11 protein-coding genes are annotated in these 11,867 nt (G+C 61.9%); 3 read left to right on the forward strand and 8 right to left on the reverse strand.

The window, feature by feature from the left end; genetic code table 11:
* The 5 genes from cysD to WCB02_RS24715 all read right to left on the reverse strand — a co-directional run.
* The coding region (cysD, locus tag WCB02_RS24695) for a sulfate adenylyltransferase subunit CysD (protein ID WP_423962283.1) at positions 1-537 on the reverse strand (537 nt) is incomplete at its 3' end.
* A 379-nt stretch (positions 538-916) separates the two neighbouring features.
* Positions 917-3,145, reverse strand: coding sequence for a tetratricopeptide repeat protein (locus WCB02_RS24700; protein ID WP_423962285.1), 2,229 nt, complete (start codon positions 3,143-3,145; stop codon positions 917-919).
* A gap of 137 nt (positions 3,146-3,282) precedes the next feature.
* A complete protein-coding gene (locus WCB02_RS24705) occupies positions 3,283-4,695 on the reverse strand; it encodes a mannose-1-phosphate guanylyltransferase/mannose-6-phosphate isomerase (RefSeq protein ID WP_423962287.1) in 1,413 nt (470 codons plus the stop codon).
* A gap of 12 nt (positions 4,696-4,707) precedes the next feature.
* Positions 4,708-5,724, reverse strand: coding sequence for an NAD-dependent epimerase (locus tag WCB02_RS24710; RefSeq protein ID WP_423962289.1), 1,017 nt, complete (start codon positions 5,722-5,724; stop codon positions 4,708-4,710).
* Positions 5,725-5,739: 15 nt separating this feature from the next.
* Positions 5,740-7,023, reverse strand: coding sequence for a nucleotide sugar dehydrogenase (locus WCB02_RS24715; protein ID WP_423962290.1), 1,284 nt, complete (start codon positions 7,021-7,023; stop codon positions 5,740-5,742).
* 333 nt (positions 7,024-7,356) lie between these two features.
* On the opposite strand from WCB02_RS24715, the gene asnB reads away from it, so the two are divergent.
* Complete coding sequence (gene asnB, locus WCB02_RS24720; RefSeq protein ID WP_423962291.1) at positions 7,357-9,288, forward strand: asparagine synthase (glutamine-hydrolyzing); 1,932 nt, start codon at positions 7,357-7,359, stop codon at positions 9,286-9,288.
* 4 nt (positions 9,289-9,292) lie between these two features.
* Here asnB and WCB02_RS24725 read toward each other — a convergent pair whose 3' ends face one another.
* From WCB02_RS24725 to WCB02_RS24735, 3 genes are all read right to left on the reverse strand, one after another.
* A complete protein-coding gene (locus tag WCB02_RS24725) occupies positions 9,293-10,498 on the reverse strand; it encodes a glycosyltransferase (RefSeq protein WP_423962292.1) in 1,206 nt (401 codons plus the stop codon).
* 86 nt (positions 10,499-10,584) lie between these two features.
* On the reverse strand, positions 10,585-10,725 hold the full coding sequence (locus WCB02_RS24730; RefSeq protein WP_423962293.1) for a hypothetical protein: 141 nt from the start codon (positions 10,723-10,725) through the stop codon (positions 10,585-10,587).
* A complete protein-coding gene (locus WCB02_RS24735) occupies positions 10,722-10,892 on the reverse strand; it encodes a hypothetical protein (protein ID WP_423962295.1) in 171 nt (56 codons plus the stop codon). The genes WCB02_RS24730 and WCB02_RS24735 overlap by 4 nt, the downstream gene beginning before the upstream one ends.
* Before the next feature lie 104 nt (positions 10,893-10,996).
* Here WCB02_RS24735 and WCB02_RS24740 point away from each other — a divergent pair, with 104 nt between their 5' ends.
* Both WCB02_RS24740 and WCB02_RS24745 read left to right on the forward strand, forming a co-directional pair.
* A complete protein-coding gene (locus WCB02_RS24740; RefSeq protein ID WP_423962297.1) occupies positions 10,997-11,464 on the forward strand; it encodes a WbuC family cupin fold metalloprotein in 468 nt (155 codons plus the stop codon).
* Between the two features lie 249 nt (positions 11,465-11,713).
* Positions 11,714-11,867 (forward strand): DUF2171 domain-containing protein (locus tag WCB02_RS24745; RefSeq protein WP_423962299.1); only part of this gene is annotated, 154 nt, incomplete at its 3' end.

Here is an 11,867-nt window from a genome sequence, read left to right on the forward strand (position 1 = left end):
GTACAGGATCGGATGTACGCGGACATGCGATCCTGGCAGGATGTCGGTCGTGTACTGGTTCCAGAATTCCGGAGGCTGGTCGCGAACATCCCAATCGCCGCTGCCGTCGCGGGGGCTGAAGATGCGCTCCTTGGCGCGTACTGCCTGCTCGTCGCGGCGGATGCCGAGAATGATCCCTTGAAATCCATGTTGTTCGAGGGTCCGTTTCAGGCCAAGGGTCTTGCGGGCAGCCGAGCGGGCGCCGGGCGGCAAGGTCGGATCGGTCGCCTCCACCGGGGGGCATTCGACATTGATGTAGTCGAGCCCCCACTCTTTCACGTAGCGATCGCGGAACGCATAGACCTCGGGCAGTTCGTTTCCGGTATCCAGCAGCAGCATCGGAAACGGCACGCGACCGAAGAAGGCCTTGCGGATCATCCAGAGCACCGCATTGCTGTCCTTTCCGATCGACCACAGCATGCCGAGCGGCGACAGCTTCGCGTAAGCCTCGCGGATCGCATAGATGGACTCGGCTTCGAGGAGATCCAGACGGGTCATGGCGCAGCTTTCAACGCGCTCACGCGCTCCAGATATAAGCATTCGATCGCAGACAGAGCAGCGTCCGCACCCCCTTCAACGCCTTGCGGTCGAAGCATGACGCATGGTCTTCCCTATGGCACCATCGAAATCAAAGCAACCCAGGGGGAGACCGACAAGCTGAATTTGAAGTCTGGCCGCTGGCGGCCGGATTTTGGGACGACAATAGTGGCAGAATATTGTGCGGTTTCAATACGTCGGCATCGGGGTGAGATGCTTCGTCAATCTCTGCGCGACCGGCGATCCGCTTTCGCGCCCGGACCGCGTTGAACTCGCCCTGCCATGTCGCTGGTCTCGCTGGTCATGGCATGGGTCCGGTAAGACATCGTGTCGAAACTGCCTACGCGGGATTCGAGAGGCAATAGTCGCGCCAGAATTGCCGATAACCGGCCTCGACCCTGCGCGTATAGATCTCGATATTTCCCGCTGGGGAGCTCGCGATCCTGGCGGGCAATTCCGCCCGCAGCTTCTCCAAATGCGAGGGCATCGACGCATATTTCTGCGCGATCGCGAGATAGCCGTCATCGTCGTCGGCGACCCAGTCGTCCAGACCGATGCCGTTCAGGATCGCGGCCGCGGAGCGCGCCGAAGGCGCGTTGCCCAATTTGGTCACAACGGGGACTCCAGCGTAGAGCGATTCCCAACTGCTGACGCCGCCATTTTGCGGAAACGGATCGAGAGAGATATCGATGTTTGCGAAAGCCGCGAGATGGTCGGGGCGCGGCGTCGCCCCGATACAGGTGACGCTCTCCTGAGCAACGCCGTGAGTCACAAAACGGCCGATCAAACCGTCACGCAGGAACGGATCGTCGAGCGCGCCGTGCTTGATTACGATTCGCGATCCGGCAATCGCCTGCAGCAGCTTCGACCATAGCGCCAATGCGCCGTCGGAGATCTTGTCGATCCTATTGAAGACGCCAAACGTAACGTGCTTGTTTCGGAGCATTGGCAGAGCCGACGGTTGCAGGCCCGACGGTCGCTCCATCATGAGAAAGCACGGCAAATCGTAGATGCGTTCAACGAACAAGTGCCGCGCCGATTCCGGTATGAAGACCGAATCAGCCAACACATAATCGATGGTCGGAAGACCCGTCCCGGTCGGATTTCCCCACGCCGAAACCTGGATGGGCGCGGGCTTGCGGGCGAAAATGGTGAGCCGGTTGCCGGCCGAATGACCCGAGAGGTCGACAAGGATGTCGACACGATCGGACTGGATCCGGTCCGCAAGCTCCTCATCCGAGAGCTGCCAAGCATCGCTGACCCAAATGTCGGCCACTGAGCGGGCTTGATCCGTCATCGTGTCGCGGATCGGAGAACAGGAATAGCAAACGACCTCGAACGCGCTTCGGTCATGGTGGCGCAGCACCGGCAGGAACGCGAGTGCGGCCGAGTGGCCCCTGAAATCGGAAGAGACGTAGCCGACGACAATCCGCTTGTCTGGATCCCGACTGGAGTGTCGCAATTGCACGCGCGGGACCTTGATGCCGATCCTGTCCCACCATTCTCTCCGCACCGCCTGCTGCACCGCAAAATCGGCGTCCGGCATGAAATCAAGCCCGAAGATCTTCTTCATGATGGCATCGTCATAGTCAGGCTTGATGGCCAGGGCCTGGTCGAAGAGGTCGATCGCCGTCGCGGTGTCTCCCTGTTGGAAGTGGCAGGCCCCCAATAGCGTGATGGCGATCTCCGAGCGCGGATTTTGCTCGAGCACCTTGTTGCAGGCCAGGATCGACTGCGCCACGTTGCCGGTAAGAAGGCTCAATTGGGCCTTGCCGCGCCAGGCAGTTTCCAGCGCGGGATCGAGCTTGAGAGCTGCGTCGTAATCGGCGTGCGCCAGGCTGAATTGGCCCAGTTGCAGATGGAGCCGGCCGCGATGCGCCAGGACCTCGGCCATGTCCGGCTTGATCGCAAGGGCCGCGTCGAAGGCGCGGTGCGCCGCCTCGAAGTGTCGAAGGTTGAGACTCACCATGCCCTTGCCGACCGCGGCCTGCAGATGGCGCGGCTGCAACGACAGGGCGCGATCGAAATTCTGCACCGCCTCCTGCAGCCGATCGAGCACCAACAGGGCCATGCCGCGGTTGCAATAGGCGTCGCCGTAGTCGGGCTTGGCACGGATCGCCCGGTCGTGCGCAGCGACCGCCTCTTCGGGCTGAGCCGACCGCATCAGCGCGTTGCCGAGATTGGTCAGCGCAGTCGGAGAGTTCGGATCGAGCGCGACCGCCCTCTCCAGGACTCCACGGGCCTCGCCATAGCGCTTCTGGTGGAACAGCGCCAAGCCCAGGTTGGAAAGCGTTTCCGCCGAGCGCGGCTCGACGCACACCGCCAGCGCCAGAAACCGTTCCGCCTGTTCGTAATGGCAGCAATCCAGCTCGGAAACTCCAAGCAGACGCAACGCGTCAAAATGCTCGGGCAAGTCCTTCAGGATTTGCCGGCACAGCGTCTGAACTTCGGAATGTCTGCCCTGGCGATAGGCCGCGACCGCGGTCAGCAGCAGAGCCTCGGCCTGCTTCCTGGATTTCTTCTGCAGTCTCGCGTTCTGAAAGGCGCGGGAGCCGATGGTGCTTTGCAAGTGCGGTTCTCCGGAAATTGCCCGGAGAATCTAACATAGTTGCGCTGATTCGAGACCAGTTGCTCGCCGTCTGCTGCAGTCCCCCGGGCCGGAGACAGGTGAATAGTCGCTCTCGCGGGTAAGCCTGTTCAGGTGCCTCAACTGCGCCGGTAGTCGTCCTCGATCCGGATGATATCGTCCTCGCCGAGATAGCTGCCGGTCTGGACCTCGATCAGCTCCAGCAGGATCTTGCCCGGGTTTTCCAGCCGGTGCACGGCGCCGATCGGGATATAGATCGATTCGTTCTCATGCACGGTCTTGACCGCCTCGTTGACTGTGACGCGCGCCGCGCCGCGCACCACGATCCAGTGCTCGGAGCGGTGATAATGCCTTTGCAGCGAGAGCCGCTGGCCCGGCTTGACCACGATACGCTTGACTTGGTGCCGTTCGCCATTGTCGACCGACTGGTAGCTGCCCCAGGGGCGATGCACCCTGAGGTGTTCTTCGGCGACCTGAGGGGCTACCTTCTTCACTTTTGCAAACAGCCGCTTCAGCCCGTTGGCATCCTTCTGCCGTGATACCAGCACCGCGTCCTGCGTTGCGACCACAACCAGATCATCGACGCCTTCCAGCGCCACCAGCGCCCTGTCGGTCGCGACATTGCAGTTGCGGGAATCCTCGAACACCGCGGTGCCCTGCGCGGCATTGCCCTGCGCATCCTTGACGGACAATTCCCAAACGGCATACCAGGACCCGACGTCGGACCAGCCGCAGGAGACCGGCACCACCGCTGCGCGGGCGGTTTTCTCCATCACCGCATAGTCGATCGAGATCGGCTTGGCCGACCCGAATGCCTCCGGATCGAGCGTGATGAACCCGAGATCGCGCCCCGCTCTGGTCACGGCATCGCTAACCGCCTGCACGCTGGCTGCATCGACGTTGCGGTACTCGTCGAGCAGGACGGAGGCGCGGAACATGAAGTTGCCGCTGTTCCAGAGATAGCCGGCCATGATGTATTCGGTCGCCTTGGCCTGGTCCGGTTTCTCGACGAATTTCGCCACTGCCCGGACCTCACCGGACACGACATCGCCCGGGTTGATATAGCCGTATTCGGTCGCCGCGCGCTCCGGCTTGATGCCGAACGTCACGATGCGCCCCGCTTCCGCCGCAACCAGCCCCTGGCGGCAAGCCGCGACGAAAGCCGCGGTATCGCCGACGACATGATCGGCGGCGAGCGCGAGCACCACGGCGGCCTCATCGCGCGTTTGCGCGAAGGCAGCGCCGGCAGCGATCGCGGGACCCGAATCGCGCCGCATCGGCTCCAGCAGGACGTCGGCCTCGGCGTTGATCTCGGCAAGCTGTTCCTGCACCATGAAGCGGTAGGCCACGTTGGTGATGATGATGGGACGTTCGAACAAGGATGAATCCGAAACGCGAGTCAGCGTGTCCTGAAATGTCGAGCGCGCCCCGAACAACGACAGGAACTGTTTCGGACGGACCTCGCGCGAAGCCGGCCACAGCCTTGTCCCGGCCCCGCCGCACATGATCAGGGGAATGATTCGTCTGCTCATCGTGACCTGCTGCTACAACCCATGAAACTCACGATACCATTGCGCAAAGCGGGCAATACCGTCCTCGATCGACGTCGACGGTCGGAAGCCGATGTCACGTTCGAGATCGGAGACATCGGCATAGGTCGCCTCGACGTCGCCCGACTGCATCGGCAGCATTTCCTTGATCGCCGGCTTGCCCAATTCCTTCTCCAGAAGCGCTACCACATATGTCAAATCTTCCGGGCGATTATTGCCGATATTGTAAATTTGCCAGGGCGCCCGGCTGGTGGCGGGGTCGGGCCGGCTCGCATCCCAGTCCGTCCGGCCGGCCGGCGGACGGTCGATGAGACGAACCACCGCCTGGCTGACATCGTCGACATAGGTAAAATCGCGCCGCATTTTGCCGTGGTTGAACAGCCTGACCGGCAATCCTGCGAGGATGGCTTTGGCGAAGATGAACATCGCCATGTCCGGACGCCCCCAGGGGCCATAGACCGTGAAAAACCGCAGGCCGGTCGCGGGAAGGCGATAGAGATGGCTGTAGGAATGCGCCATCAGCTCATTGGCCTTCTTGGATGCGGCGTAGAGGCTGATCGGATGATCGACATTGTCGTGCACGGAGAACGGCAGCTTGGTGTTGGCGCCGTACACCGAGGACGACGACGCAAACAGCAGGTGGCTGCATCCATTGTGGCGGCATCCCTCCAGCACGTTGATAAAGCCCTCGAGATTTGAATCGACGTAGGCGTGAGGGTTTTCGAGTGAATAGCGGACGCCCGCCTGGGCTGCGAGATGAATGACGGCTGGAAAGCGATGCTGCACGAACAGCGCCTTGATCGCCGCCCGGTCCGTCAGGTCGAGCTTCGCAAAGCTGAACCCGGGATCGCGTTTCAGGATGTCCAGGCGCGCCTCTTTCAGTGCTGGATCGTAGTACTCGTTGACGATGTCCAGGCCGACCACAGCGCGGCCGGCAGACAGCAGGCGCTGGACGACATGAAATCCAATGAAGCCCGCAGCTCCGGTGACCAGTATGATTTCGTTCGGCATCTTTTCGATCGATCCTCAGAGCCGCCAAAGCTCGATACCGGCAGGCCGCGAGCCGCGATCAAGCCGCATCTTCACATCGAGCACAAGGCCCGTTCCGTCACGCAACAGGCGTTGGGCCAGCGGCCAGCCGCCGTCGACATAGACCTCATGGGCGACGGCCAGAATGACAGCATCCGCGGGCTCGAGCGCGTCGAGCTCCAGCAGGGTCAGGCCATATTCGCGGCTCGCGTCGGCGGCGTCCGCCATAGGGTCGTGCACCTGCACTGCCAGGCCGAACGACTGCAGCTCCCGAATGATATCGATGACGCGGGAGTTCCGCATGTCCGGGACATCCTCCTTGAAGGTCAGCCCGAGAACGGTGACGACTCCGCCTTGCGTCTTCCGGCGCAGCAGTCCGCGTACGCATTCGCGCGCGACGCGCTGCCCCATGCCGTCATTGATGCGCCGGCCGGCCAAGATGACCTCCGGATGGTAGCCGGCCCTTTCGGCGCGATAGGTCAGGTAATAGGGATCGACGCCAATGCAGTGACCGCCGACCAGTCCCGGCTGGAACGGCATGAAATTCCATTTTGTCCGCGCCGCCGCCAGCACGTCGCCGGTATCGATATCGAGTGCCTGAAAGATCAGAGACAGCTCGTTCATGAATGCGATGTTGAGATCGCGCTGGGTGTTCTCGATGACTTTGGCGGCTTCGGCGACCTTGATCGAGGGCGCGCGATGAATGCCGGCGGTGACCACCGATCCGTAGACCACGGCAATGATGTCGAGCGTGCTGGCGTCCTGCGCCGACACCACCTTGGTGATGGTCTCGAACCGGTGCTGCCTGTCGCCGGGATTGATGCGTTCGGGCGAATATCCAATATGAAATTCCGAGCCTCCTCTCAATCCGGAGACTTTCTCCAGAATCGGAAGACATTCCTCTTCAACGGCCCCCGGGTAGACCGTCGATTCGTAGACCACGATGTCGCCCCGCCCAAGCGCGGCGCCGACGAGGCGCGACGCCTCGTGCATCGCACTGAGATCCGGCCTGCGCGCCGCATCGATTGGAGTCGGAACAGTCACGATGAAAAAATTGGCATCGCGAAGCGCTGCCGCGTCGTTTGTCAAGCTCAGAGAAGGGAATCCGAGGTCCGAGGATTCGACCTCCCGCGTCCGGTCTTTCCCCTCTCTCAACTCCCGGATGCGCGTCGGATCGATATCGAAGGCCACCACGGCAGCGCCGGCACGCGCGAAAGCCGTGGCGACGGGCAACCCGACATAACCCAGCCCAATGACGGCGATCTTGCGGCCATGTGACATAAACGATCCCAAGCTCTTCGGACATCATTGACGCCGTTCTGCCGACTGTTTAGCCACCCAACTCCGGGGACTGCAAGGGCGGACACTGAGCGTTGCCGGAGTTTCCGCCCTCATCCTGCCGGCCTTCATTTTCGTTGCCAACCTGCCCCGGAGCTATGGCATGATCGCCGAGGGTTGGAGGCTGCCTTACGCGACAAACTTCAAAGCTAGGCGAACACAACCGACCAATTCGGCCTCTCGGACCATCATCCTCACGGCGACATCAAAGTTCTAGGTGACCATGCGTTATCCTGCAGGCCGGTCTATCTCCTCCAACAGAAAAACGACCTGACAATGTGCGGCATCGCTGGCTTCGTCGCCGATTCGGCACATCGAGCGTCCCTTGATCAGATCGAGAAGATCGCGCGCGCGATGGATGTCAGTCTCGCACACCGGGGACCGGATGGGCATGACGTCTGGATCGATCCGGAAGCCGGCGCAGCGCTCATCCACCGCAGGCTCGCCGTCGTCGATCTTTCTCCGGCCGGCCATCAGCCAATGACGTCCGCAAACGGACGCTTTGTCATCACCTACAACGGCGAGGTCTACAGCCATCTAGAAATTCGCGCCCAACTCGAAGCCAAAGGTGTTCGATTTCGCGGTCACTCGGACACCGAGGTTATTCTGGAATCGATTGCCCAGCATGGCATGAGCGCGACGGCCAAGAGATTGATCGGCATGTTCGCGCTCGCCGTCTGGGACAGGCAGGAGCGAACCTTGACCCTCGTCCGCGACCGCGTCGGGATCAAGCCGGTCTACTGGGCGAAGTTCGCGGATCTCTTCATGTTCGGCTCGGAACTGAAGGCGTTGCGCGAACACCCGGGCTGGATACCGCGCATCAAGCCCGGCGCGGTCGCGGCCTTCATGCGGCATGGCTATGTCCCTGCGCCCCACACGATCTATGAGGGCGTCTGGAAACTCGAGCCCGGAACGATTCTGACGCTTCCCTTCAGCGGCGAGCCCCGGTTCGAAAAATTCTGGGATGCGAGGAATGTTGCGGTCAGCGGCCTGCAAAATCCGCTGCACGAAGATGATGCCGCACTGACCGATCGCATGGAGGCGTTGCTGACCGATGCGGTCGGCAAAAGGATGATGGCCGACGTCCCGCTCGGCGCCTTCCTGTCTGGCGGCGTCGATTCCTCTCTCGTCGTCGCCCTGATGAAAGCTGCGAACGCCGGACCCGTGAAGACCTTCTCGATTGGCTTCGAAGACCTGGATTACAACGAGGCGCCCTATGCATCCGTGATTGCACGACACCTCGGCACCGAGCACACGGAGTTGACGGTGACCGCGCGCGAGGCAATGGACGCGATTCCACGGCTCGCCGAAATGTATGACGAGCCGTTCGCCGATTCGTCTCAGATCCCGACCTATCTGGTTTCGGCGATGACGCGGAAATACGTCACGGTGGCTTTGTCCGGCGATGGCGGCGATGAACTGTTCGCAGGCTATAACCGCTATCAGGTCGCCTCCCGCTTCCAGCGGGCGCTGTCGCCGATGCCGCAAGCGGTCCGGGAAACGGTGGCTGCCGGCATTACGGCGGTCAGCACCGACAATTGGGACCGGCTGGGACGGGCATTGCCGCGGAATTTGCTGCCGCCGCTGCTCGGCGACAAGCTCCACAAGGCGGCCAAGGTGTTGAAGTCGCAGGATGCCGATGACATCTACCGTCGCCTTGTGAGCCACTGGGAGCCTGACGAAGTCGTACCCGGTGGGAGCGAGCCGCGAGGACCTTTGTGGGATGCCTCGGTCAGCGGCGATTTTCCTCATCTGCTAGACCGGATGCAATACCTCGATCTCGTCACCTATTTGCCGGACGACATTCTGACGAAAGTCGACCGCGCCAGCATGGCGGTCGCGCTGGAAGCGCGCGTGCCGCTGTTGGACCATCGCGTCATCGAGCTGGCTTGGCGGCTGCCGCACTCGGCCAGGATACGCGGCGGCACCACCAAATGGCTCGCGCGCCAGGTGCTCTACCGCCACGTGCCACGACAACTGATCGAGCGGCCCAAGATGGGCTTCGGCATTCCGCTCGGCGACTGGCTGAAAGGGCCGCTGCGCGAATGGGCGGAGAGCCTGCTCTCGCGAATCGATGGCAGCGGCCTGATCGATGCAGGACTTGTTCGCGGCCGCTGGCAGGAGCATTTGGCGGGGCGGCGCAACTGGCAATATCTGTTGTGGGACGTGCTGATGTTCGAGGCATGGCGCGAGCGATGGGACTGCTAGACTTCTAATTCCTGACCTCGTCGCCGTCCCGGGCAAGCGTCTTTGCATCAAGACAGTGCGGCGCCACCGCGGACCGCCCAAGCAAATCCTGATACAAAAGAAGGTGCGTCTGTGCGAAGGCATCGATCGAGAAATTGGCCTCGACGAAACGTCGACCCTGCCCGGATAGCTGCTTGATCTCCTCGGCGCCAAGCGCTGTCAGAGCAAGCCCTGCCAGGTCCACCATCGCTTCGCACAAGGCGTCCTCGTTGCGGGGCGGGACGACGCGATGCGCGCCGCCATGGATCAGATCGCTCTGGCCGCTCGACGTCGACGCGACCAGGGTGCCGCTCGCAAGGGCCTCGGCGACGACATTGGGAAATCCTTCGTTGGCGCTCGAGGAGGACACCAGCAGATCGAGCGCCGGGTAGACCTGCTCGATGTCCAGCCGCGGCCCCATGAAAAGAACCTGATCGAGGCAGCCATGCCGGCGGCACAGGGCGACGAGTTGCTGGTTGGCTTGGCTGATGTCGGTTCCGACCAGCAGCAGACGCGCGAACGGCAGCGTGTTCAGGGCTTTCCGAAAGGCCCCCAAAAGCGTGTCGAAATCCTTCATCGGAGAATAGCGCGCGACCCGACCGATGAGAATGGTGCCCGGTGCGAGGTCCAATTGCGCGCGAAGCGCCGAGCGGGCATCGGGCTGCGGCTTGAAGCGATGGCAATCGACGCCATTGTAGATGATCAGGCGACGGCCGGCCGCATACCCGATCGCCTCATGGGTCCGCGCAGCATCGTCCGAATTGTACACGACGACCTCGGGATGGGCTGATAGCCTTGCACCGAGCCAAATCAACGCGCGAGTCAGTCCGCTGTCGAGCGTCGGATTGTCAAGACCCTGGCGGATCGACCAGATCAATGGGCAGCTGAAATAGCGAAGTTCCCTCAACGCGATCGCTGCGATATTGGAATGGTACATCCAGGAATGGACGATGTCCGGCTTTGCGCTTGCAATATGGCCGCCGAGGCCAGGCAGCAGCAGGGCACCGGCCAGACCCCGTTGACCTGCAAGCTCGATGACGCGCGCGCCAGCCAGTTCCAGGCGCGGCCGCAACGCCCCGTTGGGCAGCAATGAAATGACGACGTGATCGATCTCTTTGCCTTGGGTCTGCTCGACCAGAGCGCATAGGCTGAGCTCGGCACCACCAATGCCAAGGTTGGAAATAACGTGCACGATCCGCATGATCAGGGACGCGCCGGCGTGCTGTTTGCAAGGTGCGACAAAGTGACTGCGCCATCGGTTAATGCAGCGCGTTCATATCACGGATCGAAAAACCGGAACAAGCTCTCCGGCGCATGCGCCTCGACGCCATTGGCACGGTGGCGATAGGCGCGGCCGGATAGGGCGTCATGCCCGCCGTTCAAAAACAGAAAGGTCGCCAAGGCGGCCTTATTTGTCACTTCTGCGATTTCGTTCCCGGGGCGACTGGGGGCGCATCCTTGATGAAGCCGAGTTCGCGCTCGCGCTGCATCAACCATTCGCGCGTCTCGCGGTGGCGCTGTTCGGCTTCACGATGCTCCGTGTATGCCGCATCAACCGGGCTGATGAGATTCGACGCCTGCGTCATGATGTGCTCCTTACGACGGATATATGGTCAACCCGGGGAAATCCTATGGGTTCCCATCCCAAATCTTTGCTAGAATGGTGGCCTAAATGCAGGCGAGTTTCTAAATGACAAGCAATGAAGCCGAGTTTTGTATCGTAGGTCACGAAACTATGAGCGAAATGGCTCGCCACGCCGCCGCGAGCGAACGCAAGCGAGTTCACCTGCTGTTGCACGCCGGCCATGACGATCAGGTCCAGCGTCTGCTGATCGTGATGCAGTGCGGGACGTATGTGAGACCACATCATCATCCGGAGCAATGGGAGATGCTGACCCTGCTGCGCGGTCGCGGGCAGCTTCTGAGGTTCAGCTCGGACGGCCACATCATCGGCCGCTCCGAAGTGAGCCCGCAGGCTCCCGTGGTGCAAATCCCCGCGGGCGCCTGGCACGGCTTTGTCGTGATCGAACCCGGCACGGCCATCATGGAAGTGAAGCCCGGCCCTTACAGGCCGTCGGAATTCGCCGAATGGGCGCCGCCAGAGGGAGATGCGCAGGTGCCGGAATTCTTGCGCCAGATTACGGCGGAAGCGCCTTGATGCGATGACGTTCGCGGTTACTTCGCCCTCTCCTCGGTGATCATCGCTTGTTTGCCGCCGTGATCGGCGCAAGTGCTTCCGCCGGCTTGGCGCCTGCATAGGAGCGCCGGGACCACACGACTTGCCGTGCGCGTGAGCTGCGTCCATCTCGCGCCGCTCCCGCGTCCACCGCCAAGCGCGGAACCACGCCTGCGTTGGGACGTTGGGTCGTGCTCAACCAGGAGAGAGATGATGGATATCTGTGAGCACATGGAAGTCGTCGATGCCAACGACCAGCATGTCGGCATCGTGAAGAATGTCGATGGCGACCGCATCAATCTGGTCGAGGACGACGCCCTCGACCCTCGACACCCCTTCATCGACAAGAGTCAGGTCGCCGCCGTCGAACACAACAAGGTCAAGC

Origin of the sequence: Bradyrhizobium sp., from assembly GCF_049581145.1 — a bacterium.
GTDB lineage: Bacteria > Pseudomonadota > Alphaproteobacteria > Rhizobiales > Xanthobacteraceae > Bradyrhizobium.

Coding starts and splice junctions, on each gene's coding strand:
- asnB (WP_423962291.1), top strand. CDS start 7,357: ATGTGCGGCATCGCTGGCTTCGTCGCCGATTCGGCACATCGAGCGTCC.
- WCB02_RS24705 (WP_423962287.1), bottom strand. CDS start 4,695: ATGAGCAGACGAATCATTCCCCTGATCATGTGCGGCGGGGCCGGGACA.
- WCB02_RS24740 (WP_423962297.1), top strand. CDS start 10,997: ATGACAAGCAATGAAGCCGAGTTTTGTATCGTAGGTCACGAAACTATG.
- WCB02_RS24710 (WP_423962289.1), bottom strand. CDS start 5,724: ATGCCGAACGAAATCATACTGGTCACCGGAGCTGCGGGCTTCATTGGA.
- WCB02_RS24735 (WP_423962295.1), bottom strand. CDS start 10,892: ATGACGCAGGCGTCGAATCTCATCAGCCCGGTTGATGCGGCATACACG.
- WCB02_RS24715 (WP_423962290.1), bottom strand. CDS start 7,023: ATGTCACATGGCCGCAAGATCGCCGTCATTGGGCTGGGTTATGTCGGG.